Annotated in this window: 26 protein-coding genes and 2 pseudogenes; 10 read left to right on the top strand and 18 right to left on the bottom strand. The window is 56.2% G+C overall.

Annotation, left to right across the window (positions count from 1 at the left end; genetic code table 11):
* Positions 1-53: 53 nt before the first annotated feature.
* Positions 54-2,801 (bottom strand): bifunctional acetate--CoA ligase family protein/GNAT family N-acetyltransferase, encoded by a 2,748-nt coding sequence (locus MHM85_RS00220; protein WP_219863719.1) that lies wholly within the window; start codon positions 2,799-2,801, stop codon positions 54-56.
* 106 nt (positions 2,802-2,907) lie between these two features.
* Between MHM85_RS00220 and MHM85_RS00215 the strand changes: the two genes are divergently transcribed.
* Positions 2,908-3,849 (top strand): histone deacetylase family protein, encoded by a 942-nt coding sequence (locus MHM85_RS00215; protein ID WP_139527633.1) that lies wholly within the window; start codon positions 2,908-2,910, stop codon positions 3,847-3,849.
* Positions 3,850-3,918: 69 nt separating this feature from the next.
* Positions 3,919-4,551, top strand: a complete 633-nt coding sequence (locus tag MHM85_RS00210) for an XRE family transcriptional regulator (protein WP_139527634.1) — start codon at positions 3,919-3,921, stop codon at positions 4,549-4,551.
* Between the two features lie 14 nt (positions 4,552-4,565).
* Here MHM85_RS00210 and MHM85_RS00205 read toward each other — a convergent pair whose 3' ends face one another.
* From MHM85_RS00205 to MHM85_RS00185, 5 genes are all read right to left on the bottom strand, one after another.
* Positions 4,566-4,916 carry a TusE/DsrC/DsvC family sulfur relay protein gene (locus tag MHM85_RS00205; RefSeq protein WP_139527636.1) on the bottom strand — a complete coding sequence of 117 codons (351 nt, stop codon included), beginning with the start codon at positions 4,914-4,916 and terminating at the stop codon, positions 4,566-4,568.
* A gap of 3 nt (positions 4,917-4,919) precedes the next feature.
* Positions 4,920-5,222, bottom strand: a complete 303-nt coding sequence (tusB, locus tag MHM85_RS00200; protein ID WP_239286376.1) for a sulfurtransferase complex subunit TusB — start codon at positions 5,220-5,222, stop codon at positions 4,920-4,922.
* Complete coding sequence (gene tusC, locus MHM85_RS00195) at positions 5,223-5,588, bottom strand: sulfurtransferase complex subunit TusC (protein WP_219863842.1); 366 nt, start codon at positions 5,586-5,588, stop codon at positions 5,223-5,225.
* Positions 5,589-5,599: 11 nt separating this feature from the next.
* Complete coding sequence (gene tusD, locus MHM85_RS00190) at positions 5,600-5,989, bottom strand: sulfurtransferase complex subunit TusD (protein ID WP_139527643.1); 390 nt, start codon at positions 5,987-5,989, stop codon at positions 5,600-5,602.
* A gap of 95 nt (positions 5,990-6,084) precedes the next feature.
* Positions 6,085-6,765 (bottom strand): Bax inhibitor-1/YccA family protein, encoded by a 681-nt coding sequence (locus tag MHM85_RS00185; protein ID WP_139527645.1) that lies wholly within the window; start codon positions 6,763-6,765, stop codon positions 6,085-6,087.
* A gap of 160 nt (positions 6,766-6,925) precedes the next feature.
* Between MHM85_RS00185 and MHM85_RS00180 the strand changes: the two genes are divergently transcribed.
* Entirely contained in the window at positions 6,926-7,702 is a 777-nt protein-coding gene (locus tag MHM85_RS00180; RefSeq protein WP_139527647.1) for a dienelactone hydrolase family protein, read from the top strand.
* A 90-nt stretch (positions 7,703-7,792) separates the two neighbouring features.
* Here the strand turns inward: MHM85_RS00180 and MHM85_RS00175 are convergent, their stop codons facing one another.
* The 4 genes from MHM85_RS00175 to MHM85_RS00160 all read right to left on the bottom strand — a co-directional run bounded on the left by MHM85_RS00175 (position 7,793) and on the right by MHM85_RS00160 (position 10,406).
* Positions 7,793-7,963 carry a hypothetical protein gene (locus MHM85_RS00175; RefSeq protein ID WP_168444447.1) on the bottom strand — a complete coding sequence of 57 codons (171 nt, stop codon included), beginning with the start codon at positions 7,961-7,963 and terminating at the stop codon, positions 7,793-7,795.
* Positions 7,964-8,065: 102 nt separating this feature from the next.
* Positions 8,066-9,067, bottom strand: a complete 1,002-nt coding sequence (locus MHM85_RS00170; protein ID WP_239286375.1) for an aldo/keto reductase — start codon at positions 9,065-9,067, stop codon at positions 8,066-8,068.
* A gap of 39 nt (positions 9,068-9,106) precedes the next feature.
* Positions 9,107-10,141 (bottom strand): hydrolase, encoded by a 1,035-nt coding sequence (locus MHM85_RS00165; RefSeq protein ID WP_219863717.1) that lies wholly within the window; start codon positions 10,139-10,141, stop codon positions 9,107-9,109.
* An 82-nt stretch (positions 10,142-10,223) separates the two neighbouring features.
* Positions 10,224-10,406 carry a hypothetical protein gene (locus tag MHM85_RS00160; protein ID WP_139527652.1) on the bottom strand — a complete coding sequence of 61 codons (183 nt, stop codon included), beginning with the start codon at positions 10,404-10,406 and terminating at the stop codon, positions 10,224-10,226.
* A 123-nt stretch (positions 10,407-10,529) separates the two neighbouring features.
* Here MHM85_RS00160 and MHM85_RS00155 point away from each other — a divergent pair, with 123 nt between their 5' ends.
* The 3 genes from MHM85_RS00155 to MHM85_RS00145 are packed head-to-tail and all read left to right on the top strand — an operon-like array spanning position 10,530 to position 14,826.
* Entirely contained in the window at positions 10,530-11,195 is a 666-nt protein-coding gene (locus MHM85_RS00155; RefSeq protein WP_219863715.1) for an ABC transporter ATP-binding protein, read from the top strand.
* Positions 11,192-13,669 carry an ABC transporter permease gene (locus MHM85_RS00150; protein WP_239286374.1) on the top strand — a complete coding sequence of 826 codons (2,478 nt, stop codon included), beginning with the start codon at positions 11,192-11,194 and terminating at the stop codon, positions 13,667-13,669. Before MHM85_RS00155 ends, MHM85_RS00150 begins: the two co-directional genes overlap by 4 nt.
* The gene (locus tag MHM85_RS00145) at positions 13,666-14,826 is read left to right on the top strand and encodes a lipocalin-like domain-containing protein (protein WP_219863710.1); all 1,161 of its coding nucleotides are present in this window, start codon (positions 13,666-13,668) and stop codon (positions 14,824-14,826) included. Before MHM85_RS00150 ends, MHM85_RS00145 begins: the two co-directional genes overlap by 4 nt.
* Positions 14,827-14,833: 7 nt before the next feature.
* On the opposite strand, the gene MHM85_RS00140 is transcribed toward MHM85_RS00145, so the two are convergent.
* Both MHM85_RS00140 and MHM85_RS00135 read right to left on the bottom strand, forming a co-directional pair.
* On the bottom strand, positions 14,834-17,152 hold the full coding sequence (locus tag MHM85_RS00140) for a putative inorganic carbon transporter subunit DabA (RefSeq protein WP_239286373.1): 2,319 nt from the start codon (positions 17,150-17,152) through the stop codon (positions 14,834-14,836).
* On the bottom strand, positions 17,149-18,744 hold the full coding sequence (locus MHM85_RS00135; RefSeq protein ID WP_219863706.1) for an NADH-quinone oxidoreductase subunit L: 1,596 nt from the start codon (positions 18,742-18,744) through the stop codon (positions 17,149-17,151). Before MHM85_RS00135 ends, MHM85_RS00140 begins: the two co-directional genes overlap by 4 nt.
* Positions 18,745-18,871: 127 nt before the next feature.
* On the opposite strand from MHM85_RS00135, the gene MHM85_RS00130 reads away from it, so the two are divergent.
* Positions 18,872-19,759, top strand: coding sequence for a LysR substrate-binding domain-containing protein (locus tag MHM85_RS00130; protein ID WP_139527762.1), 888 nt, complete (start codon positions 18,872-18,874; stop codon positions 19,757-19,759).
* A 106-nt stretch (positions 19,760-19,865) separates the two neighbouring features.
* Here the strand turns inward: MHM85_RS00130 and MHM85_RS00125 are convergent, their stop codons facing one another.
* From MHM85_RS00125 to MHM85_RS00115, 3 genes are all read right to left on the bottom strand, one after another.
* Positions 19,866-20,585, bottom strand: a complete 720-nt coding sequence (locus MHM85_RS00125; protein WP_343218320.1) for a DUF6694 family lipoprotein — start codon at positions 20,583-20,585, stop codon at positions 19,866-19,868.
* 300 nt (positions 20,586-20,885) lie between these two features.
* Entirely contained in the window at positions 20,886-21,476 is a 591-nt protein-coding gene (locus MHM85_RS00120; protein ID WP_219863702.1) for a DUF2335 domain-containing protein, read from the bottom strand.
* Complete coding sequence (locus tag MHM85_RS00115) at positions 21,466-21,660, bottom strand: hypothetical protein (RefSeq protein ID WP_213261981.1); 195 nt, start codon at positions 21,658-21,660, stop codon at positions 21,466-21,468. The genes MHM85_RS00120 and MHM85_RS00115 overlap by 11 nt, the downstream gene beginning before the upstream one ends.
* Before the next feature lie 461 nt (positions 21,661-22,121).
* On the opposite strand from MHM85_RS00115, the gene MHM85_RS00110 reads away from it, so the two are divergent.
* The 3 genes and pseudogenes from MHM85_RS00110 (at position 22,122) to MHM85_RS18470 (ending at position 24,584) form a co-directional block, all read left to right on the top strand.
* Entirely contained in the window at positions 22,122-23,318 is a 1,197-nt protein-coding gene (locus MHM85_RS00110; RefSeq protein WP_239286371.1) for an integrase arm-type DNA-binding domain-containing protein, read from the top strand.
* A gap of 417 nt (positions 23,319-23,735) precedes the next feature.
* Positions 23,736-23,984 carry a hypothetical protein gene (locus tag MHM85_RS18475; protein WP_343218319.1) on the top strand — a complete coding sequence of 83 codons (249 nt, stop codon included), beginning with the start codon at positions 23,736-23,738 and terminating at the stop codon, positions 23,982-23,984.
* Positions 23,985-24,584, top strand: a pseudogene (locus MHM85_RS18470) (aminotransferase class I/II-fold pyridoxal phosphate-dependent enzyme).
* Between the two features lie 23 nt (positions 24,585-24,607).
* On the opposite strand, the gene MHM85_RS00100 reads toward MHM85_RS18470, so the two are convergent.
* From MHM85_RS00100 to MHM85_RS00090, 3 genes and pseudogenes are all read right to left on the bottom strand, one after another.
* Positions 24,608-25,027: an FCD domain-containing protein gene (locus tag MHM85_RS00100; protein WP_239286370.1), complete on the bottom strand. Its 420-nt coding sequence runs from the start codon at positions 25,025-25,027 to the stop codon at positions 24,608-24,610.
* A complete protein-coding gene (locus tag MHM85_RS00095; RefSeq protein ID WP_239286369.1) occupies positions 24,990-25,352 on the bottom strand; it encodes a GntR family transcriptional regulator in 363 nt (120 codons plus the stop codon). The genes MHM85_RS00100 and MHM85_RS00095 overlap by 38 nt, the downstream gene beginning before the upstream one ends.
* 158 nt (positions 25,353-25,510) lie before the next feature.
* A pseudogene (locus MHM85_RS00090) lies at positions 25,511-26,188 on the bottom strand (IS5 family transposase).
* Positions 26,189-26,335 lie beyond the last annotated feature (147 nt).

Genomic DNA, 26,335 nt, shown 5'->3' with positions numbered 1-26,335 from the left:
GTAACACTCAAACGGTCTGCGGGTGACAAGCCACAGACCGTTCATTGGAAGGGTCAATCCGGTTGACTCTCCAAACGATGGCGCTGCCACTCGCTGTCGGGTTCATTCAGGCGCAGTACGGCATCGATCACCTGCTCTTCCATATTGTAACGGCAACGAAAACCAAGATGTTTCATCAACGCTCGCATGGGGTGATTATCCACCATGATCTTACCGATCATTTCGAGCGTGCCGAAACTGGTGCAGTAGTCGATCATTTTCTTCATCAGTAGACTGCCAATGCCCAGTCCCTGAAGATCATCCCGAATGATCACGGAGAACTCGGTGCGGATATTGTCAGGGTCGTTCCATACCCGAACCACCCCCAACATCTCCTTACTGCCATCATCGTGCTGATGCTCGGCGATGAATGCCATCTGACGGTCATAGTTGATATGCGACAAAATCGACAAGTCGCGCTGGGTAAGGTTCGACTTGTTATGGAAGTAGCGGAAACGGATGCTCTCCTCTGAGAGCTGCCGGTGAAAGGTGGTGATCAGTGGTGCATCCTCTGCGCGGATGGGTCGCACTTCTACCTGCCAGCCATTTTTCAACGTCACCCACTGACGAAGCTCTTCCGGGTACGGCATGATCGCAAAACGCGCGGGGTGCCCCAGATCCATGGCAAAATCCACTGCCAACATACCGTCGCGGTTCAACAGCAATGGATTGAGCTCCAGGCCACGTAAATCGGTCAAATCCGACGCCATTTGGGAAAGTTTGACTAGCAACTGGCATAGATGCTGGATATCCCGCTCGGGGTCGGCGGAGTGCTCGCGGATCAAAGAGGCCGCGTGGGTGCGCCCCACGACGTCGGAGGCGAGGCTCATATTGAGCGGGGGCAACGCCACCTGCCGGTCAGCCAACACGTTGACCTTATACCCCCCAATACCAAACACGATCAGCGGCCCAAATACCGGGTCCCGGGTGATGCCTGCACAAATCTGCATCGAATGTTTGCCCCGCTGCATCGGCTGCAAACAGTATTCGCGAATGGCATGCTCGGGAAATTTCTCCTGCACTTTATCGCCTAATTGCCTCACCCCGTCGGCGACTTGTTCGGGCGTCTCTAAATCTTGCAGTAACCCAGCGGAAATCTTATGCGGATGCTTGCGGTAGCGATACGGCCGACAGTTTCCTTCGTGAACTACTTTCAGCGCCTTTGGTCCTGGAAAGCGTTCGGCGACCACCAAGGCTTCTTCTGGTGAGTTCACGTAGGCGCTGGGGGCGGTGGGTATACCATAAGCTTCCAATACTTGGGCGGTTTCAGAGTGAGCGAGAGTTTGGCGACCTTGTTCTTTTGCTTGCTTGATCAGCGCACGACACTCGGCGCGAATCTCTGGGCTCGTGGAAAACGGCAGGCTGGGCGGTATTTCATGCAGCAACGCCTGAACGCGCTGGTAATCCACCATATGCATAAAGGCCTTCACCGCTTTTTCAGGTGACGTATAGGTAGGAATACCCGCGAGGTTGCAGACATGTCGCGCATTGAGCGCCTCTTTCAAACCCATCCAACTCGTGAGTAAATTACGTTTAAAAGAGCGACGGTGATCGATGAGCGCTTGGGCCGTGACTTGGGAAGGCGCTAAACGTGTAGGTGCATGAACGACCAGGACGGCATCGACGTTCGGGTCAGCGGTGACGATTTGCAGCGCCTCAACAAACCGCTCCGGAGTCGCGTTTCCGCCCAAGTCCACCGGGTTTTCGCCGGGCTTGCTCATATCGACTTGACTTTTATGTAACGCCGCTTGGGTTTCGGGGCTGAATTCAGCCAGCTTGCCACCCGCGCTAATTAACTTATCGATGGCCAGCATGGCAGGCCCAAGTCCATTGGAGACGATTGCCAAGCGATCACCGCGTAGCGGTTTCATACGTGACAGCGTTTCTAGGGCATCGAGCATTTCATCCGAATCGTTGACACGCACCACGCCGGCACGTGCAAAGGCGGCATCGAACACGACATCGCGATTGGCAATGCCCGGCGTGGGCGGCATACCAGATATGTCCGACTGAGCGGTGCGACCACTTTTGATCGCTACCACGAGTCGGTTGCGTGAGGCATCCCGGACAGACGTCATAAAGTGCTGGGCATCCGTCACCCGCTCGAGATGGAGAAGAATCGCTTGCGCAGGCGAATACTGATTGACGTAGTCGATGAGATCCGGCAATAACACATCGACACTATCGCCAACGGTAATGAGGTGAGAGAAGCCCACATCTCGGCCCGCTGCCCAGTCGATCATCGCATTGGCCAGCATTCCTGATTGGCCTAGATATGCCACGCGCCCCGCCTTGATCGGCTGGCTGGCATACGAAGCATTGAGTTTTTTTCCCGGTACGATTAGCCCCATACACTCCGGGCCTAGAACGCGGATGCCGGATTCACGGGCAGCCTGCAGCATGCGCTGGCGTATCGACCCCTTGCTGCCCTCCTCACGGTCTAGGTACGCACCCCCGGAAAGCACCAAAGCCGCCTTCACACCGTACTTACCCAACTTTTTAATCAGTCTGGGAACGCCCTCAATGGGCGAACACACGACGGCGAGATCAGGAATGTCGGGCAGTTCCTCCACTGTACGTACGCAATCTACGCCAAACACCTTTTCATAACCTTTCAGGTTAACGGCCCAGAGCTTGCCTCTGAATTGGCCATCTTGCAGGTTGCCCAACACCAAACCACCCAAAGATTCTGGCTTTTCAGAGGCACCGAACACCGCCACCGAGCGAGGTTCGAAAAAATGATGCAGAAAGCGTGTGCTCACGATGCGTCTCCCTCTGACATGAATGACTAATGTGTACGACTTATTGACACTGTCGCGCAAGCCCTCGAGGCGATTAAGGTGATGCTAACGTTACCGGAGCGCTCGAATGATCACTGCCTACCTTACCCACCCCGACTGCGTATTGCATCATATGGGGCCAGAGCACCCTGAAAGTCCCTTGCGGCTAGAGGCGATTCGGGCGCGCCTGTCACTTTCTGGACTGTTACAGCAAACCATGCAGGGTGATGCCAAAGAGGCGAGTGACGAGGCGTTAGCCAGAGTTCATCCTTTGCGCCACCTTCATGCCTTGGAGAAATGCCTGCCTAGCGAAGGAATCGTGACGCTGGATAGCGACACCATGATGAACCCGGATAGCTTGAAAGCAGCGCGTGTAGCCGCAGGTGCCGTCATTCGGGGCGTGGATCAGGTGTTCAAACGGCAAGCGGATAACGTCTTTTGCGCCGTGCGCCCCCCCGGCCACCATGCCGAAGCAGCCGATGCCATGGGCTTCTGCTTTTACAACAACATTGCCGTGGGGGCCGCTCATGCAAAAGCAACCTATGGTGCTCGACGGATCGCCATTCTCGATTTCGATGTTCACCAGTGCAACGGCACCATCGACATTTTTAAGAACGATCCAGACGTGCTCATTTGCACCAGCTTTCAATACCCGTTTTATCCTTGGCGTTACTTGCGCAGCGAATGGCAAAACGTGGTGAATACCCCGCTGGAAGTCGGTACCGGCAGTGAAGAGTATCGACGGGTCATCGAACGTCATTGGCTCCCCGCACTGCATGCCTTCAAACCCGACCTGGTAATGTTATCGGCAGGGTTCGATGCTCATAAAGAGGACCCAATGGGCGATATTTGCTTAGAAGATGAAGACTTCTATTGGGTAACGCACCTGGCCATGGAAATTGCGGCGCTTTATGCCGACAATCGCGTCGTGTCCGTACTAGAGGGAGGTTACAACCCAACCTCCCTTGCCAGCAGCGCCGAGGCGCATATCAAAGCGCTTTTGGGACTCCCCTTCACCGATGCTCCCTAGTGGCGCCCTGAGCGCAAGAGCTGTGGTACCATGCGGCGTTCATGTTGCCCTCTACCTCACGTGACCGTTATGACCGCCACTTCTGAAGAGCACGCAGCGCTGCGCATCGCGTCAGGGCGAAAGCCGTTCGTCGAACCACTACGGTTGGGCGAACGGCTCAAACAGATTCGACTAGCTAATCAATGGACGCTGGAGGACGTGAGCCAGCGCACCGGTATTGCTCGTTCTACGCTTTCTAAAATCGAGAACGACCAAGTCTCGCCAACGTTCAGCGTAGTACAGAAGCTAATGAGCGGTCTCGATATCGATCTACCGCAGCTTTTTACGCCTCCCAAGCGCGAGCGCTACACCATGGGACGTCGCGATCTGACGCGTAAAGGAAAAGGCCAACTGCACCCTACCCCAACCTACGAACATGAACTGCTGGGCCATCAGCTCGCGCAAAAGCGCATGATCCCATTTAAAACGATCGTTCGAGCACGCAGCTTTGACGAATATCATCAGTGGGTACGGCACGATGGCGAAGAGTTTTTGATGGTACTGCACGGCGACATCATGCTTTATACGGAATTCTATGCTCCGTTAGTGCTAGCGGAAGGAGACAGCATCTACTTCGACAGTGACATGGGCCACGCCCTAGTCTCTACCAGCCAAGAAGATGCGGTCGTGCTATCAGTATGCACCCGCGGCGATCTGGTATAACCCTGTTCAGTCGGCTATAGACAGTTCGTTGGCTTAGGTAACCCAGCAATACGAGCCAAACGTTTTGGCGGGCTGCCGGGGAATAAACGCATCAAATAGACCGAGCGCCCTTTTTCCTCGCCTAGGGCTTGCTTGGTGGCTTTGACCAATGGGCGCATCGCCGGCGCCATTTCGTAGCGCGTATAAAAATCCCGAACCACACGAATGAGCTCCCAATGCTCCTCCGTCAGTGCTAGCCCTTCATCCGCAGCTAATAACGCGGCAACGCTATGGTCCCAGTCGCTTTGCTTAACTAAATAGCCCTCAGGGTCTATTTTAACTTTTTGGGTTGCATCAAGATAACGGTATAAACTTGTATCGTTCATTAGTCAGTACCACGATAAAATCTTCGTATGCTGCTCGGTCAACGCAACAAACCCTCTCATATCCAGCCATCGATCTTGAGGAACGGGGGAAGCTGGATATACACCCCGAGATATTGCGTCTTCCTCCAATATGAACACGTGGATATCATTTTCCAGGTGCCAGCCCCGCCAATTAACGTGCAGTAACGCTTGAACGGCATCTTCGATGAGCAAAATACTATCGCCCTCGGCAACGGTGAGGAGCATCTGTTCTGCGGGCTCGCTATGCGTGGGCTTGTTCAAAATATGTAACATGGCGCTGCCCATTCAAAAATTCATCACTTGAGAGTGGCGATGTAACAACTCGGGCAACCCCGCGTCGGCCACTACAGTCGCCCCCTCTACTAGCTGGTCGACTTGCAAGTGCAGCGCATCCAGCGCGCTTTGTGGCACTAACAGTTGATCGATGTCGTACATCTCCAGCATATCGATGGTCGGTAGCGTCGCTTTCTGCCCTGGCGCACCCGTTTTTTGCTCTTTTAGCAGGGCCAGTACGCCCTGCCCAAGAAACAGTAGACTGACAGTTTGGCCAAACGCGGCCGCTACCAAAGCCACGTCCAGCCCCTCTCGCAGGGCATTGGAGCTATACGGCGCATGACGAATGATCACCAGCCGCTCGTTTTCATGACTCATCATACTGCTCCCTACGCAAAGGTGATCACACGATCGCAACGCTGTTGAAGGGCGAGCAATTGCCCCAGGCCGGTCAATTCGAACGGCGCTTGTAGGTTGAAGTGCGTTTGGCCATGGCGCTTGGCCTCGGTCTCGCTCATTATCCCCCGGCGCAGCGCGGCAGCAATGCATACTTCCAGTGCAACGCCATGCTCGTGGTGCAACGCAATCCACGCATCACGCATGTTGAGTTCGTCTTGTGGCGGAGTCATTAACTGTGAAGCGTTATGAACTCCCTCTTGATAGAAGAAAATTCCCGCCACTCGGTGACCTGTATCAATGAGCGCCTTGGCAAAGCGAAGTGCCGAGTGCGGTGCTGCACTGGCGTAAGGCGCGCCCATGACCAATAAGCCGTACTCCATTGTATCGTCTCTTACTGAACCCGTGAAAAAAACAGACCCTACCTAGTAGGGTCTGTTGGGGATGCCGCGTCAAGTGACAGCCTGCATGCTAACGATCAGTCGTTGCTCATGATACCCAGAATAGAGAGCAGGCTGACGAACAGATTGTAGATAGAGACGTAGAGCGTCACCGTGGCGAGGATGTAGTTCGTTTCACCAGCGCGGTGCACGATTTCACTCGTTTGATAGAGGATCGCGGCAGACGCAAATAGCACGAAACCTGCAGACACCATTAGCGACAGCGCGGGGATGTTGAAGAAGATACCCGCCACCATGGCGAGGATCAGCACGATGGCACCCGCCATCAGGAAGTTACTCAAGAAGCTGAAGTCTTTTTTGGTCGTCAGCGCCACAGCAGACAGGCCAATGAACGTCAGGCCGGTCATGGCCAGAGCGTTCATGATCAACGCGCCACCGTTAGGCAGCGTCAAATAGGCAGAAATAATCGGCCCTAGGGTGAACCCCATGAAACCCGTAAACGCAAAGGTTGCCAGCAGACCTGCTGCGGAGTTGGCGGTCTTGTGAACCAAGAACATCAAGCCATAAGCCCCAATGAAGAACACGAAAATGTTCATCTGCTGGATACCCATGGCCACAGAAGCGCCCGCCGTGACAGCCGAAAACAGCAGTGTCATCGCCAAAAGAGCGTAAGTGTTGCGTAACACCTTGTTGGCACTAGCGCCGCTCACCACACTCTGGGGTTGCGTTCTCGCCGTGTTCGAATCGTTAAAAGCCATGTATCTATGCTCCCTAGTGGTCATACTATCAACGGACAAGGATGCCGTTAGCTAGTTCCAGACGCAAGTCTTAGTCTTCCACGCTAAACATCCGCGTTTGTGTCTCTCCTTTCGATTGGGTTGACTATGCTTTAACTCCTACACCCACTTGGACAGATCCATGCGCCATAAAATTCCTACTTCATTTACTTGCTTCGGCCTTTTGACACTCGCGTCGCTGTCGTTCGCCACGACGGCTAATGCGTATACGCCCAGTGGAGAGGACGTTAGCTACGATGTAAACGGCGAACGTTTCGAAGGCTATTTCATCTCAGGGGGCGACAACGCCAAGGGGAGCGTCATCATCGTCCACGATTGGGACGGTATAGATGATTACGAACGACAGCGCGCCGATATGCTTGCAGAGCAAGGATACGATGCGTTTGCCGTCGACCTATTTGGGGCAGGCAATCGTCCCCAGGCCACTGAAGACAAGCAGGCAGCCACACAAGCCCTTTATCAAGACCGCGAACGCATGCGAACGCTGACACTAGCAGGGCTCGATCAAGCACGAGCATCAGGCGCCGCCACACAGGCGGTCATCATGGGGTATTGCTTTGGTGGTGCAGTCGCCCTAGAGATCGCTCGCTCGGGCGAAGCCAACGATATTGCTGCTTACACGAGTTTCCATGGCGGACTAGACACACCCGATGGGCAAGCCTATTCAAGTGACACGCCGCCGATTTTCATTGCTCATGGCGGTGCTGATGAGGCAGTGAGCCTAGACGATGTGGCAACTCTAGCGGAGGAACTGGAAGCCGCGGGAGTGACGTATGAAGTCGGCATCTATTCGGGTGCACCGCACGCGTTCAGTGTCTTCGGCAGCGATCGTTACCACCCACGTGCCGATGAGCAGTCCTGGGCAACGTTCAATCAGTGGCTAGAGGAGATGCTGTAGACACACGGTAGAAGGTCACCGAATAAAAAAGGGTAGCCGATGCTACCCTTGTTCGATGCCCGAAGGCTCGGCTTGTATGCCATGAAATGCTTACAGCAGCGGCGGCTCGTGATCGTCGCCATCTTCTTCTTTTTGCGGTGTGACGACCGTCGACGTGACTTGGCGAGCATCTTGAGCGTTATAAAGACGCGCATCGATAATACTCAGCACGCTTAACTGTGCTAACAACACCGCAAAACAAACGATTAAGCCTTTTAACATGGTCGTGGCCCTTTGCCAGACGAAACGCTCGTCTGAATGATGAGAATAGTAGCGCAGGGCCAATAGAAAGCAACGCGGCGCTCAAAATAAATGGCGCGTCTACTAGGCGAATTCTTCGGTGTCGATATCCGCCTGCTGTGCTTCGTTGTAGCGCGCGCCAGCGACGTCGTTGGGACGCATCATTTCGTTGAGCAGCGCAAGGTCTGGCTCGCTCAACACCAGCTGTTCAGCTCGTAGATTTTCCCGCATATGGGTGACAGAGCGTGTTCCGGGAATCGGCACGACATGCCTTCCCTGCGCTTTTACCCACGCCAACGCCAACTGGGCGGGAGTGATCTCCAAGCGGATTGCCACGGCCGTGAACTGCGCCAGCAGCGTGAGGTTATGGTGACGATTATCGCCATTGAAACGCGGCATTCCGGCGCGCACGTCGCCTTCGGCAAAGACGGTATCGGCATCGATGGCGCCGGAGAGAAACCCTCGACCCAAAGGGCTAAACGCCACCAGCGCCGTCCCTAGGATTTGGCACGTCTGGCTCAAGGCGATCTCGGGATTACGCGTCCATAGCGAGTATTCGGACTGCACCGCCGCAATGGGATACTCGGCGTGCGCCTTACGCAGCGTGTCGGCCGAAATTTCTGAAAGACCGACGGCCCTGATTTTACCCTCCTCGACCAGCCGCCCCAGTGCGCCCACACTCTCCTCGATGGGCACTTGGCGATCCATACGATGAAGGTAATAAAGATCCAGATGATCGGTTTGCAAGCGCGCCAGGCTCTCTTCACATTGGCGGCGCAGCGTCTCGGGCCGCCCGTCGATCACTCTTTTGCCGCTCTCTGGGTTCATGGCCATGCCGCACTTGCTAGCCAAGAAGAATCCTTGCCGTTTGGACGCGAGCGCCTTACCCAGCAAGCGCTCGTTAGCCGTCGCACCATATAGCGTGGCCGTATCAAAATGGCGATATCCCATTTCGAAGGCCTCGTTAAGTGCTCGTATGCCCGCTTGCTCGGGCACGTGTTGCCCATAGCCATGGGATAAATTCATACAGCCAAGCCCAATACGCGGCGAGGCCACTTCTTTCAAACGATCATAAAACGCTGACATACCACTCCTCACTCAATAGGCAGACCATCAATAGAAAGATCACGACGCTATCGTCTGCCTGGACTGCAAGATTGCACAAACAGGCACCTGTGTCCCCAGCCAATCCGGCAAGCGGTGTTCGAGATAATATCGCGGCCGCCAAGGGGCGCCCTCGATGAAACCAACATGGCCGCCACTGGCCCAGAGTTCCAGCGTCACACACTCTGGTATCATATCGGCCTCGGGTACGCTGTGCGGGTAAATGAAGGGATCGTCTTGGGCGTGCACGATCAGCGTCGGCACTTGAATGGCTGATACGAAGAAGGCGCTACTGCAGCGTCGGTAATACTCCTCAGCGCTGGCAAAGCCGTGCAAAGGGGCCGTGACGCGACCGTCGAAATCCCAAAACGTTTCCATTCCGTCCAACGTTTCCAGAGACGTCAAACGCTCAAGCTCTTGCTCTCGGCCCTGCGTACGGAAAGCTCTCTGTTTGGATTCCACATAATGACGCAAACCGCGTAGAAATCGCGCCTGGTAAACCCTCGAGAAGCCATGGCGAATTCGTTCGGCACAGTGGTCCAGCCGAAACGGTACCGATACCGCCACGGCGGCTCGGAGCATGCTTTGGCTGCCTGTCTCACCGAGATATTTCAACAGCACGTTGCCGCCTAGGGAGTAGCCCACGGCCACGAGCGGCTTATTCGGATAGCGTGCGGCTAACTGCGTGACGATATCGGCAAGGTCTTCGCTGGCACCGGAATGATAACCACGGGCTCGATGATTGGGTTCGCCGGAGCAGCCGCGCCAATTGACCGCCACACTTTGCCAACCCTGCTGGGCCAGCGCCTGCTGCTGGCCTAGAATGTACAGCGATGACGAGCTCCCGGTGAGGCCATGGAGTAGAATAGCGCAGCGCGTCGCTTCCCCTCGTAGCCCGTACCAGTCCAGATCGATGAAATCGCCGTCCTCCAGTGTGATACGCTCTCGATGACGCTGGAGCCGAGGCGTGGCTCGAAAAAGAGGGCTATACAGCGTTTGCAGATGCCCGCCGGGTAGCCAACGCGTTGGACGAAAAGTGAAAGGGGAAGAGCGCATGCCATGAGTACCCGCCGAGAAAATCGTCGATCAGCTTAGCAAATTTTCGATAAAAAACGGCGGTTGAGCGCTCTTCTCAGTTCTAATCGTCGACATCGACTTTACGTAAATCATCGACGGCCACCCCGCTTGGCAACTCCTCTGGTGATGCAGGCAGCCAAACCGGTGATAGATCACTATCTTCACGACCGTCTTTATGGGTATGGCCAGGAATGCGATACACCACCTGCTCATGTCGATGATCCCACGCGTAAATCCTTTCCATATGCGCTCCTTGTGACTTTGAAACTTTTCGATAGGGTCATGCACGCAACGATAGACCCGTAACGCCCGAGAGGATTCCCTGTGCTTTGCTATAGTCAGGCTTCCTCTCTCCTAGGAGACACCTATGCTTGCTCTGCAACGGCTTCGTAAAACCTTCAGCACGCCTCAGGGCAAACTCCAGGTACTGGATGGGGTCGACCTCCATCTAGCCCGCGGCGAAAGCCTCGCGCTGATGGGCGAGTCCGGTAGTGGCAAGTCCACCCTGCTCCATCTTGCCGCTGGCCTGGATACACCCGATAGCGGTCAAGTCGTTATCGATGGCCAGTCACTCTCCGAGCTCAATGAAACCCAGTGTGCCCTTCTCCGCCGTCAGCAGTTAGGGCTGGTGTTTCAGCAATTTTACCTCGTGCCGAGCCTGAACGTAGCCGACAACCTAAGCTTGCAGGCAAGGCTAGCAAACAAAGAAGATCCTGGATGGAGCCGTCATTTAATAGAGCGGTTAGGGCTTGCCGGGCGTGAAGCGCACTACCCCGAACAGCTTTCCGGGGGCCAGCAGCAGCGGCTTGCCATTGGGCGAGCGCTCGCCGTGCGCCCGTCGCTACTGCTGGCCGATGAGCCCACCGGCAATTTAGACGAGCAAACGGCAGGGCGCGTGCTGGAGCTGCTGCTTGAACTGGTCAAGGAGACCCGCTGCGCGATGTTGATGGTGACGCACAGCGGCCGCGTTGCTGCGCCACTGGACCGCTCCCTGCGTTTACATCGGGGCCAACTTCAGGACGCTGTCGCATGATGGGACACGTACTGAGGACACTGCTCAGCCACTATAAGCGCCACCCGACGCAGTTGGCGATGCTACTAATAGGTTTATGGGTCGCCAGCGCGCTATGGAGCAGCGTGCAGGCGATTAACACCACTGCAAAAGAGAGCTATGCCCGCGCTAGCGCACTGTTCACTGCAAGCAGCGATCAGCTCGACCGCTTGGACGGCGCACCGCTGAGTATGGACGACTACCTAGCGCTACGCCGGGCGGGACTGCCTGTTTCACCGCTGCTCGAAGCCACGATCCTCCACCAGGGCACCACCCTAACGCTACTGGGTATCGACCCCTTCACGCTCCCCTCCGGTGACGGCACTAGCTCGCTCACAGCGTTCATGACACCTCCTTGGCAGACACAGCTCGCAGCGGACTCCCTACCCTCCATTGGGCTGAACCGCGCGGACGCGCCAGGCGCAACACCCCTCCTTGGCGGATACCACTTACCGCCCTTAACGCTGCGTAATGATCTCCCTCCCGGCACACTGGTCATGGACATTGGCGCGCTATCTGCGCTGCTTGGCGAGCGGGCAACGCTTAGCTTGGTCGCCGAACCAGACGCCATTAGGCAACCCCCTAGCGGCTACCGAATGACCCGGGCGGCCAGCGTGGCCTCACCGGGCCAGTTGACCGATAGCTTCCATCTCAACCTGACGGCACTGGCTTTTCTTTCCCTGATCGTTGGACTATTTATCGTCCAAGCCACGCTTGGCTTGGCCATGGAGCAGCGGCTGGCGACGATGCGCACGCTACGGGCACTGGGAGTACCGGCCGCTACACTTACTGCCGCCACATTGTTGGAACTTTTAGTGTTAGGTGGCATTGGTGCCGCCGCCGGATTGGTCAGCGGGCTGTTGCTGGCAGGTAAACTCCTGCCTGATGTCGCTAGTACGCTAAACACACTCTATAGCACCGAGGTGCAGAGCGCCTTGAGCCTGCCTTGGCATTACTGGCTTGGAAGCCTCGCCATCACACTGGGTGGCTTGTTGCTTGCCGGTAGCGGTACGCTATGGCGTGCCGCCACGCTCAATGTGCTTGCCTTGGGCCATGACCACGCTTGGCGAAGCAGCTATCAGCGCCAGCTACGCCGCCTCACCATTGCGGGGGGCGCTGCAGCACTCACGACACTGGGGGTGGCACTCTGGTTGAGCAGACTTCCTACCGGCAGCGGCTTACTGCTGAGTTTTGGACTCGTCGCGGCTCTGCTACTGACCTGTGCGCTCTGCTTACCGCCGCTTCTTGACATCTTACTACGCTGCTTGCAGCGCATCTTTCGTCGCGCCGCCCTGCTGCAATGGTCCGTGGCCGATATGCAGCGGCAGCTTCCCCGACTATCGCTGGCCATGATGGCACTTCTCATCGCCCTGGCTACGAATTTAGGGGTGAGCAGTATGGTCGGCGGCTTTCGGCTGACCTTTTTAGAGTGGCTGGACCAGCGTCTCACGGCTCCCCTATACATTAACGCCGCTCCCTCGACCCTAGCGCCCCTCAACGTGTGGCTGCACGAACAAGCGAGCGTGTTGGACACTCTTCCCACCGCCAGAGGCACGGCGCAGTTGCTCGACGTGCGCACGGCGTCCGCGCATCAAGCCCCTCCAGCAGGCGCTGTTTCGCTCTTCGGGATCCATCCCATACCCAGACTGACCGACTACTGGCCCCTGCTAGCCACCGAGCGAGGCATCTCTGCAGCTTGGCAAGCACTGCGCGAAGACGACGTATTCATCAACGAGCAAATGGCGTTTACCTATGGCTTTGTCCCCGGGGACACTCTGACACTCGCCACTCGACAGGGCAGCCAGGAAGCGACCATCGCTGCGATCTACCCTGATTATGGCAACCCGCAGTCGCAGATCGTCATGACCGTCGACGCGCTAACCCAACGCTTTGCGGGTGAGCTGGCTACCGTGGGGGTGGCTCTGCGAACCGACGCAGACGAAGCGCGGTTTCGTCGCGACCTCATGGATACGTTCGGCCTGTCAGGTGAGGCGCTGGTGGACCAGCAGGAGATCAAGCGAACGGCGAGGCAAATTTTCGAGCGCACCTTTACTATTACCCGCGCGCTCAATGCACTTACCCTCGGCGTGGCCGCCTTGGCACTGCTGGCCACACTGCTGGCCCAGGCGCATCAGCGCCAGCGTCATCTCGCCGCGCTATGGGCGCTGGGAGTGCCACGCAGGACGTTGGTGGTGCTACCGTTGATGCAGTTAGGCGGACTCTCGCTTCTCACCGGGCTATTAGCCCTACCGCTGGGCATTGCGATCACTTGGCTGTTGGTGGCTGTCATCAACGTCGCGGCGTTTGGCTGGCGATTACCGCTTCAACTGTTTCCCAGCGACATCATGACGATGTTGTTGACGGCGGTCGGAGTGGCACTGCTTGCGGCCATCCTTCCCTGCTGGAAGCTCTGGCGCAGCGCGCCTAGCACGTTGCTCAACGAAGGAGTCACATGAACAAACGCACCCAGCAAGCGTTGCTGACCGCGTGGATGATCGGCATGGCCACCCTACTGGTGGGCTGCAGTGAGCCAAGTGACATGTCGTCCCCCCAAGCCGGCTTTGCCGGACTGGGAGCGGAGGCAGAAGGTTACGCCCAGGCTAGCGCCGAGACGCCGCTCGTTTTCCCCGACGACCACGGTCCCCATCCCGACTACCGTATCGAGTGGTGGTATCTTACTGCCAATTTGGAGGATAGCGTCGGCCAGCCGCTAGGCCTTCAATGGACGCTCTTTCGCCAAGCACTGATGTCCCCCGATGAGCGTCCAGCGCCTATTGAGTGGGCCAGTGACCAAGTCTGGATGGCTCACATGGGATTATCTAAAGGGGGCACGCATTTGGCGGCGGAACGCTTTGCTCGCAGCCACAGTGAACAGTCCCAGGGTCAGGCGGGCGTCACGGCGTCGCCGTTTCAAGCTTGGATAGACGATTGGCGCTTTCAAAGTCCCGCCTCCGCGAACTTCGAGCACTTCACCCTTAGCGCCTACAGCGGTGAGGGCAATGAGCGCTTTGGCTACGCGCTAACGCTGTCGGCAAAAGGCCCGCTGGTGTGGCACGGCGACAACGGATTCAATGCCAAAACCGTGCAAGGCCAGGGGTCGCATTACTACAGCCAGCCCTATCTACAGATCGAAGGAAGCGTCACACTCAATGGCGAACAAACGAGCGTGACCGGCAGGGGCTGGCTGGACCGCGAGTGGAGTAGCCAACTACTCACCGCGGAGCAGACCGGTTGGGATTGGTTTTCCCTGCACTTGAACGATGGGCGCAAGCTAATGGCCTATCGGCTACGGGGCGGCGGAGAGAACGGCGGCGACTACGCGTTTGCCCATCTGTTCGACGCGAATGGCCACACCGAGCAGATAGGCTCCCAGGAGATTACCCTGGCCCCGCTTACGACCGAGCGCGTCGCGCAGCGCGATATACCGACGACCTGGCAATTGGAAATGCCCAACGCCGGGTTGGATCTCACGATCGAGGCCCGCCATCCCAATCGCTGGATGCCGACCACCGTGCCCTATTGGGAAGGGGATGTGACGGTGCGAGACACCATCACGCAAGAGGCGCTAGGAGTCGGCTATCTAGAAATGACCGGCTACGCAACGAGCAAATGAGCCGTATTCACTCACGCTCGCCCGGGATGGGCTGCCAGCCTTGGGGTGAGTAGCGCTCCAGGCCATTTTCGCCCAATCGCGTTAGCCACAGCCAGCGGTGGTGAATCAACTCGGCAACGACCGGCTGGCGCTCGATGATGGCCTCGATACGCGCCTTGGGCGCATCCACGACCACCGTAAGACGCAGCGGTTCGTGGTGCAGCGTATCGCCATCGCGCAGCGACTGCTCTGGCAAACCGATACGTAGCTGGGGAGAGTTCCCTTCGATCACGCCCACGTGACCGCCCACCACCGAATGCAATAGCTTGTTGCCCCCTCCGTACAGGCCGGGTACCACGGTCGACGCGTAGTACTGCAGATTGATCCAACTAGCGACCAGCATTGGCGCCATCATCAATCCTTCCAGTACGCTGCCTTCCGGGTCTTGCTCGGGGTAGTACTCGTGCAGAAAAGCGCGGCCATCCAACGCTTTACCTTGGGTGCGTGCCCTGGGCGCGAGAATCAACGTGGCGTTATTGACCAGCCCCCACTCCGGGCGCGGCTGCGACCAATCGGCGCCACGCATGGCCATGCTTTTCAAACGTTCGATCGCGCCCTCTTTCTCAACACCCAGAGCGGGAGCACGCTCCAAGCGGGTGGCCGCACCAGCACGCTGGGCAGCATCTTCGAAAGCCCTCAGTGCGCTTTCCAACGTCTCGGGCATCTGCTCGTCGTGATAGACGTACACCCGGTCGGTCAGCGTACAGTGCGTCGCCGCTAGCGCGAAAAATGGCGAAGGCAGCACGATACCCATCTGTGGCAACGCCTGCTGAACCTCCGTGTCATTCAGTAGCGCAGCGGCGACCCGGGCATTCATGCCGCCACCCTGGCCGCCACAGGCACCGCAGGTCAGCCCGGCATGGTGGGGATTGTTGTCACTTTGCGAATCGTGCCCCATCAGCACCAACAGCGAAGCGCTTGGGTGACCCAAAAGCGTGAGCAAATTTTTCGCCAATGCCACCTTGTCATGGCGTGCAATCGGCTCGCCGTCGTGAGTATGAAACAATCCTGCGGGCGCCTCGCACTGCGGCACCGGTGCCTGCTTGCGCAGACTGTCTTTGATCAGCTTACAGCCCCAAGCAATCCCGGTGGTCTCGACGAGCGTGAACGTCGAGAGCGGCGCGTATTTGGCATGGCGTACGCTTTGACGCTGGCTCTCTTGCTGATAGCGCTGCATGCCTTGTGCATGAGGTTCAGGCGTGCCGATCCGGTAGGCGGGCTTCAGCAGCCCCGGCACGCGGGGTTGAGCCCGGTCGGGGCCGGTGTCCGCATCGGCGACCGGCATGCCGAAAAACCCGGCTACCCCAAGCGTGCCCACCGAGGCGTCGGCGTTCTCCAAGTGGCGACGAAAGCGCTCCGAACGTACGTCGATACAAAACGCAGCTTGCACCTTGGGTAAGTGGGGCAGCGGCTCACTCGGTGCCGCTAGCACCGACGCAAGCCTCCGCTGATACCCCAGCTCATAGGCGTGCTGCCAGCACCACAGCGCCTCGTGCTGGGCAAGCGCGGTCTGCCCGGTTTGCCACTGGGAAAGCCATTCACTTCGCTGAACAGTGGTGAGCTGATCGACTGCGAGCCACTCCCAAACCAGCGTCATGGCCGCCAGCTGGTGTATGCCTGCACTCGGCTGTTGATCAGCCGAGTGCCACCCAATCCCCTGACACCAGGAAGCCCATCCGTTGACTCTCAATAGAAGCGTATGGGTCAACGCCTCGAAGGCCTCTGATGTCAGCGCCCAATCCGCCGCAACCTGCTCGACCGCGGCCATGGGCTCATCGGGCAGCGCCCGTAGCGACTGGCGAAGCGTTTTAGACCAGCGTAAATCGTGCTGCACCGTATGTTTCCAGAAGGGATACAGCGACTCCCCAGCAGGATTCGACCAACGCTGCTGATGCTGGTCGAAGTAGCTGGCGCAGCTCTCTGCAAGCGCATCGAACCCATCGTGCCCTTCCAGCACCTCCCAGGCACTGCGCAGCGGCGTGGCGGCTTTGGGAGGGGATGCCAAGTAGCCGACTAGGCTCTGCTCACTGTAAGCATAGCCGCCCTGACGCAGCGCTTGCTGCACATCCTGAGATGTGATGCGCCCCGCCTCCCATGCATGGCGATAAAACTCGGCGGGCATGGTCATTGGCTGCCCAGCACGGCGGCTCAACGCTTGGCTCACCTGCTCGATGGGCTGATGTTTGAGCCCCCACCATGGGTTGACCGCAATCCACTGATCCAAAGGCCATACCGGGGCAATGGCGTCGGTGGCACGCTTCAAAGCATCAAGGTACGACGACGTCATGACCACTCTCCTTTCAAACCGTGGGCCAGCGGTACAGGACGTGACCAATCATGAATGGGGGCAATGGCATCGACGGCGTGCTGGAACGGCAGCGCCAAGTAGAGGCCTTGGCTAAAGTGAACCCGCCAGCGCGCCACACACGCCGCCTGCGGAAAGAGCGTGACCGCTCCGGCGGCCAGCACCAAACTCGCCAGCATCAGCGTGCCCAGCAAGCCCGCCATCAGCGTCAAGGGGGCATACGCACTGGGTAGCGCAGGCGCGAGCATGCTGTGAAGCAAGGCATACAGTGGCACCAGCCCCAGCGCCATGACGAATAGCGCTAAACGCTTGCGCTTTGCCGTGCCCACGGGCATGCCCAATAGCGTGCTACCCACGGCCAAGCTCAGCAGTGCCCCGAGTAGCGGGTTGTGGCTTACCAGCGTGGGGAACACGGCCAATACCACTGCGGCAAGCGCAGCCGCAGGCAGCGCAAGGGCCAGTCGCTGACGGATCGGGGCCAGCGGCAAGCGCTCACAGCGAGCCGCACGGACGGTACGGCCAGACGCCAAGAACGAGTGAGCTTTGTAGAGCGAGTGCGCCAGCAGATGCGCCAACGCCAGGGTGTAGGCACCGACGCCGATTTCGAACAGCATGAAGCCCATCTGCGCACAGGTCGACCAGGCCAGCGCGTGCTTGACAGACGTTTGGGTCAGCATCGTCATGACGGCCACCAGAGCCGTGAAACCACCCACGGCGATGAGCAGATAGTGCCCCAGCGTCAAGCCATCGAAGACTGGAAATAGACGTAGCCACACGAAGCCCCCCAAGTTGATCACCCCTGCATGCAGCAGCGCCGACACGGGCGTGGGTGCTTCCATGACTTTGATTAGCCAGCCGTGCATGGGCACCTGGGCACACTTACACAGTGCCGCCACCGCCAGGGCAACGGAGGCCGCCTCTACCTGCCAGCCACCTGAGCCAGCGGCAGCCGCGGCAAACAGTTCTGGCAGTTCGAACGTGCCAAAACGCGCATAGAGCAGCGCTACCGCTGCGATCAGCGCAATATCGCCGATACGGCTGACGACGAATTTCTGCCAGGCCGCCCGCTGCGCCTCCACACGCTCGGGATAGAGTGTCAAGAGATGGTGCAAGGCAACACTGACGCCGACCCAGGCAATCAACATCACGACCAAGTGATGGGTAAACACCAACAGCATCACGCTGGCGAGGACGACCAGACACCACGGCAAAAAGCGACGCTCTCCCCGGTCACCTTTCAAGTAGCCCTCGGCAAAGCGCAGCAATACGGTACCCAGCAGGCTGATGAGCAGCGCCATCCACACCGCCAAACCGTCGGGGTACAATCCTAAAGGCTGGGCGGTTTCAGGCAGGCCGGTCGGTAACCCCCAGGCATCCATCAAAAGCAGCGCGCCCACGGCAAGGCTCGCTACCAGCGCACTTAGGGTCAGCAGACGGCCCGCTTTCCATGCACGGCCTAGCGATTTGGAGGAGCCAGCGCGGGCGCTCGCGCCTGCCACTACCAGTAGCGATACCGGAATCAGTAGCCATAACGCGAGCAGTGCCAGCACCGCGAAGTCGATGAATTGAGGCATAGCCGTTCTCCCTTGGTCGTATGCCAATGACTATGCCGCCCTCGTCACCATATAAAAAATAGTTTATATCTGATAAAACGTTCGCTAAAACAGAACGAATAACCCGCCCTCGCTGAGATCTCCTGCCATGAAACTCAACTACCACCATCTTTACTACTTTTGGCAAGTGGCAAAATTAGGCCATCTCACCCGCACGGCCGAGGCGCTGCATGTCTCTCAGTCTTCCCTCTCGCAGCAGATTCGTCAGTTAGAGGAGCGCCTGGGCCAAGCGCTCTTCATTCGTGAAGGACGCCAGCTGCACCTCTCCGAGGCCGGGAGGCTCGCCTTCGATTACGCCGAGGCCATTTTTACCCAGGGAGAAGAGCTCAGCGCGCTGTTCGCCGAGGGTGGCCACGCCCACCGCGAGGTCGTTCGCGTGGGGGCGGTCGCCACGCTGTCGCGTAACTTTCAGGAGGGGTTCGTAAGGCCGCTTCTAGGTCGAGACGATTTGGATTTGATTTTGCAAAGCGGTGGGCTCGACGACCTGCTCAGACGGCTTTCTGCCCATAAGCTCGACGTGGTGCTCTCGAACCAGCCCGTTCGCGGCGATAGCGAACACCCCTGGCACTCTCAGCGACTGGCGCGCCAGCCTGTGAGCCTGATCGCCACGCCTCATCTTTCCCCCCCGCCCATATTTCCTAGCGCGCTAAACGGGCATGCTTTCATCTTACCCGGCGTGGAAAACGCTACGCGCCACGCGTTCGATCAGCTTTGCGGCCATCATCGTCTCACGCCCAAAATCGCCGCCGAGGTGGACGACATGGCCATGATGCGTCTGCTGGCGCGGGATACCCAGCACATCGCCGTCATGCCACCGGTCGTCGTGCGTGACGAGCTCAATAACGGAACGCTCAAAGATTACGGCGCGCTCCCCGGCGTCTGGGAAGAGTTCTACGCCATTACCATCCAGCGCCGGTTCGAGTCGCCTAGCTTGAAAGCGCTGTTAACACGCACGGGGGAATCGCTGCTGGATTGAGCCAGAAGTGAACGTAACGCAATTCGCTAAGTTTGGCTAGGAATCGTGGACAGCTTAATTGGCATCAAAAAAACCCGCCGAAGCGGGTTTTTAGGCACCATTTACGTCAAGGTCTTTCCCAAAGCATGCTCCCTGAGGGATCGTCCAGGCGAAGCACCTCAATACTTAGACTGGCGTCATCACCAATCGATGGGTTGCCCCATGGGCCAGTGCTATCGGGCGCTAAATTCCATTCCAACGTTTCGCCCGGCTCGATACCGCCAGAAATGGTGTAGTAGAACGTCTCGTCGACCCAAGGCACCGAACGACCTGGGCTTTGCAATACACCTCGGAAGTGCGCCCTCGCGACTGGCTCGCCAGTGTTGTTGGTCACGCGCAACGTTATTACGGGATCAGCATTCAACGAGTCATCATCAATTAGCTTGTACTCGGCGCTTTCGATAACGAAGCGGTCCAGCATCTCTTGCGCAATGGGAATGTCAAGATCGTCAGCCTCTTTGCTTTTCTCGGGGAGCTCTCCCGCGAGCTCGAGCACCTCAGGGCCGCTAAGGCCGTGCAAACTGCGACGAGCCTCTGTGGCCATGTCTTCAAGTTCATCATCACTTAGCTCGCTGATCTCGACAATCGTCATCCCTTGCTGAGATCGACGCATCAACAGAGCTTCGACGGCTTCGTTAAAGCGCTCTGCCTCTGATTCATCTAACGAGGCGCGAATTTCTTGAAGTGACCTGTCGAAATAGCGCGGGTTTGAGCCGTCAATGGTCGGTTCTGCATGAGCAATGCCTGACATGGCCAACGCTATCGCTAGAGCTAATACCCGTTTCATAAACGCACCGTCCTGTTGGTTGAGGTATCAACATAAGCCAAATGGCCAGCCTTGAACATATCTCTTAACCACGAGACACCCCGTGAGGGTAGCCGACAGGGAATGTGTCTTGAAAACGCTCCACCGAGCGTTTTAAGGCGACAAAGTGATCGGCATAGTGGGCACTTAATTTTCCCAATCTTGCCGAAGTTGGCTATTGATTGCGGGCCATTGGTCCGCTGGATAATGAGGGCTGATTGCATAGCAGCCTGGAGGTGTTCCCAATCGCCCAGAAAAATTCGCACGGCGGGGTCAGTCTGATTAGCTATCTTTTTCGGAAGGCTCGTTAGTGTCATCACCTTTCTGTTGTTTGGCAGCTCGCCCCTCCAAAACGCGAGGCGCAACAAAAAGAGCGACCATACCAAACAGATCCAGAGCCCCGATAATACCTGCAACGACAGTGCTAAACGGCGCGATCACCGCAGCGGTAATGAAACCGCCAATCGCAATAGAAAGACCATAACGCTGTCCACGCTTATCTTTATCAATAGCCCCAGTCAGGCCCGTCTTTTGCATATCATGCGTATGCTTTTGCTCATCCACAGCCATCTGGAGGATGGTTTCACGAGTCTTATCATCGTAGGCATTGAAATGATCAGGATGAGGTAATGCACCTCTATACATGGTCGTTTGCTGCCTAACGGCCATAACATGCTGATGAGGCTCATCTTCAACAAGCAAGCCAGCTAGCGCCTCTTGTTGATTGGGTGTTAGCTGTCCACGCTTAAGTCCTTGAACAAGAGCATCGGTATCTACCTCTGGATCCAGGTACTCACCGATAGAACCCTGATCATAGTTTTCAGATCCTTCGTTATCAGTCCTGTCTTGCGTTTCGACATTCTTATCCTTCATGGCCAAGCTGCTCATAAGCCTTGATGGATTTGTTGAGCTGTACTCCTACACTCTGCCAATACTGACCCACACGTTGCTGAGGTGTACCTTTTGGCATGAACTCAATGTAGTTACCCGTTGGCCAAATCTGCATAACAGAGCCAGCCGCACGAGCCTTGCGATGTGGTTTGATGCGTAATTTCATGTGATTAGCTCCTATTTCCCGCCCGCATCTACAGCTGCCCTTACCCTAAAGCTTGGGTTCATTATGCGTTAGAGACAACGCAATCTCCAGTTGAATTCCCATGATCTCAAAAGAGCACTGTTAGTTACTGCATGGAGTACAGCGATTCGTACTAGATGACGCACTGAAAGACCGGTGCCTTTTATAAAGGGCTTGTAGGTAGGAAGGAAGCGCGGGGCCTAGAAACGCAAAAGCCCCTGACGAATCAGGGGCTTTTCGAGATAAGTGGCGGAGGGACAGTCCGTATACTACACATCCCACAACATCTACCACAATCCAGCAAACCACTGATTTAAAATAAAAAAATAGTCAATATAGTCCAACCCCATCCACTCACATACAACGTAAAACAGAGCTCAAGTATGGGCTGGTGTATGGGCTGAGATATGGTACGCTAAAAACCTACTTCGGGGATAGCGGCTATGGGCAAACTGACGACAAAAGGCGTTCAAAAACTGGTCAGGGAGTCAAACCCTGGCATGACCAATGATGGGGATGGGTTGTACCTCAAAATTGGTAAAGGTGGTGGTGCAAGCTGGATTTATCGCTTTCGCTGGAATAGCAAGTTACGTGACATGGGGCTTGGTAGTTACGTCGACATATCGCTATCAGAGGCAAGGGATTTAGCTTCTGAGCAACGTAAGCTCGTCAAGCAAGGCATCGACCCGCTGTCAGCACGTGAACAGAAAGCTGATACAGAAGCGGGGCCTGTAACGTTCACTCATTGTGCAGCGCGCTACATTCAGTCTCACCGTCGCAGTTGGCGAAACGCAAAGCATGCGCGCCAGTGGATAAGTACGCTAAAAACATACGTGCGCCCGGTAATAGGCAACCTCCCAGTAGAGGAGGTCACCACGCAGGATATATTGAAGATTTTAACGCCTATCTGGACGGCCAAAAACGAGACCGCTAAGCGTGTACAAGGGCGTATTGAAAACGTATTAGACTTCGCAGCAGCACATGAATATCGCGACCCGGTTAACCCTGCCCGCTGGCGTGGCCATCTCGACAAGCTGCTGGCTAAGCCATCACGGATACAAAAGGTGAATCACCACCCTGCTATGCCTTATTACCAAGTAGCTGCATTTATTAGCAAGATTGATGCCTACAACAGCATGTCATCAAAAGCGCTGCAGTTTTTGATACTGACTGCCACACGTACATCAGAGGTGCTCAACGCTGAATGGCATGAAATCGACATTGGAAAAGCTACATGGCAAATTCCAGCCGAACGCATGAAAGCTAACCGAGAGCACCGGGTGCCGTTATCTAACCAGGCAATGAATCTATTGCTGAGCCTGCCGCGAGTGAAGGGTAATAATCATATTTTCCCAGGAATGAAAGCTGGTCGACCACTATCTAATATGTCACTCCTACAATTTATGCGCGGGCTTGGCTACGGCCCTAGTGGAGAAAAAGGCAATTATGTACCCCACGGTTTCCGCTCAAGCTTTAGAGATTGGACTGGCGAGGTTACCAGCTACCCACGTGACGTGGCGGAAATGGCTCTAGCACATGCCATAGAAAACAAAGTGGAGGCCGCCTATCGACGTGGCGACCTTTTTGAAAAACGCAGAGCAATGATGCATGAGTGGGCAGATTTCATACATGTCCACTAAACAGCCATATAGGGAACTGTTTCAGACAGCTTTAATCACATTTTTAAAATGAGTAAAAGGCTGTCTTACACCCCATGTCAGGCTCATTAACACTAGGAAGGGCTTATGCAGAGCCACGGCTAGGCAGCCCAACCAACCCTTCCCCTGGGTACGGGTGCTAGAGCGCCGCCTGAACCGCGAGATTCCCTATCAACTGGGATCGAACGAAGGTCTAGATATGCCCCACCACGCCCTGCGTCAGTACTTTGGTTATGCTATGACCGCCCAAGTGTACAGCTATGGCGACAGTGAAGCTCTGGGAATACGCTCACGATTGGCTGAACAGAAGCAGATTCCTCTCGAAGCCATGCTAGTGGATGCTGGTGCTGATAGTCTGCTCGCTCTCTCCCTTCGAGCACTAACTCAAACGAGGGATGCGTGATCAGCACAGCGGGTACTTATCCGACGTTCGCTTATTTTGCTAGAGGCCATTGCTGCCGCCTGGTAGAGCTGGCCTACCAGGAAGGTCCAGGCCTGTTGGCACCGAATCTCGATGCGCTGCCAGAAGCCGCTCATCGCGAAGGAGCTAAACTAGTGTATCTGGCCAACCCGGACAACCCCAGCGGCCATGTTCATAATGATAAGGATGTATTAGCCTTCCGCCAGTCATTACCCAAAGATTGCTGACTGCTGCAGGACGAGGCCTATCATGATTTTCGCGAGGATGCCGACAGTGAGTTTGGCCGCCGCGTACTGCCTGGCGTGGTGTGGGTTCGCACTCTGTCCAAAGCACACGGGCTGGCGGGCCTGCGAGTAGGCTTTGCCATTGCCTAGCCAGAAGCATTGGCAGTGATGATGAAGGTGCGTATTCACTATGCAGTATCAACACTGACCCAGGCCGCAGCAGAAGTTGTGCTCGACCATCCAAACGAGGTGCAGACTTATATCAAGGCGGTTCGCCAACGGCGTGAAAAACTTACAGCACACCTATTGAAGTTAGGCGCTGATATATCGCCGAGTGCCACTAATTTTGTTTGTTTGCGTCTACCGCGCCCCGAACTGGCGGCACAAATACACCATGCCTTGCTTGAAGAAGGCAAACTGATTTCATGTTCTGCAGACCCAGCCCTTGAGCATATACTTAGGATTACTACTTTGGCAGACGCCTTAGTACCGGGTCTGCTGGCTACTTTGGAAAGAAGTTTAACTTGGGTTTTGTACCTGACACTCCCTCTCCCTATACACCTACCGCGCTGTGGCCGAGGGCGAGTCAGCGCCGTTCCATAGGTTACCCCCCCCAGTCCAGCGGATCAGTCGATGTATGCCAAGTTAGTCTCCCAGCTCTCGCTACTGATTTCGATAGCCGCCCTCAACGCTGCTTCATCGCCCGCCCTCAAGGCGGCATAGATCGCTTGATGGTCCTTCAGGGCGACCTCCGGCAATGTCTGCATAGAAGTTTCCAGTGCTGCCTCTATCAGTTGGATCAAGGTTTCACCCACCCGAATGGTCATCGGATTATGAGTCGCTTGCAGGATCGCCCGGTGAAAGGCGACATCATGAAGCGCTGTCTGCTCTCCGTTGATGATCGCTGAGGCCATGGCATCAATGGTTTGTTGAATTAGGACATGGTCGTGCGGTTTGGCATTGTGCATGGCTTGCAATGTGTAAGCAGGTTCGAACATCTTGCGAAACTCAAGCACATCGCGGGTCATGCCTCGGGCAAGGATCATGCCGAAAGCCATTGGATCTACTAATTGAATCTACTAGAGTAACGCCCGGCTCGAGGCAGATCATCGTGCCCTGCCCGCGCTTAACTTCAACGATGCCGATCGCCTGAAGCATCTTAATTGCCTCGCGAACGCTCGACTTACCGATCCCTAACGTCTGAGTCAGCTCGGCCTCAAATGGTAAATAATCGCCGGGGAGAAGCTCTCCGCGAATTAAAGCCGTTTTTATTCTTTCAAGCAGTTGCAGGGTGACCGAGCTGCGATCAATGGAATTGCCGAAAGACTCTTTTGATGTGATCGGCAGTGTGGTTAGGCGTTTCAGACTCATTCTGACATATCGTATTGGAGTGCCGTAGAACATCGAAAACCCTTTTTTGCCAATAGTTTTATACCTAACCAGCGACAGTTTCGAAGTTTGTTATTCTTAGTATTTGTAATTTCTTGCTTGCAGATAAATTGCAATCATGTCTAGGGGCTGTTGACGTTTCACATCGGTAACCAAAGGAAGCCACAGGCTAAAGCAACCATGTTCTCATAGTTTCGCTTGAGTTTATCGTAGCATGTCGCGCTAGCCCGGTAATGCTTCATCCGTGCAAACGCATTCTCGACCAAGTATCGATATCGATTTAACCCACTGTACAAGCTGGCTTTTCATTTATCGAGTAGCGCTTACGCGGAATCACCGGACGCGTCTTTTGTGCATTTATCAGCTGGTGAATAGTGTCACTGTCTTAGCATTTATCAGCCACTAGCGCCTCGCTGGAAGATAACTCAGCAATCAGCGCCGGGGCTTCCTTGCTGTCATGCACCTCGCCTCCCATACATAAGCCTGAAGGCAATAGGGAGTCCGTAAGCCACTACCAAATGAATCTTACTGGTATTACCCCCGCGGCTTTTGCCGATAGCCTCAGTATTATCACTGGCCGCGCCTGCGCTGTGCTGATGTGCCTTGGTATAGGTGCCATCAGTGGAGAGCCATTCGACATTGGGATCGTCCAACAAAGCGCCGAAGATAGCCATCAACTTGCCAGCTGCCAACCAGGCATTGAAGCGCTGATAGACCGTGTTCCAGCGGCCAAAGACCTCGGGTAAATCACGCCATGGGCAGCCGGAGCGCATTCGATAAAGAATGCTTTCCACCGTCATTCGTAGATCGGCTGAGATAAATCCTTTGTTGAAGCAGGATGGTTTTTAGCTTCGCCAATGTTCATTATTGAGCATCAGTCGGGGCATTGCAGGCTCGCAGAGTGATGGCTTCGGAAGCTCTACTCTGCGGGTTTGCTCTTGTTTTGCCAATATCCCTGCCCTGAA

It is taken from the genome of Halomonas sp. McD50-4 (assembly GCF_022348135.1).
Classification (GTDB): Bacteria; Pseudomonadota; Gammaproteobacteria; order Pseudomonadales; family Halomonadaceae; genus Vreelandella; species Vreelandella piezotolerans.
This window is presented reverse-complemented; position numbering and strand designations above follow the sequence as displayed.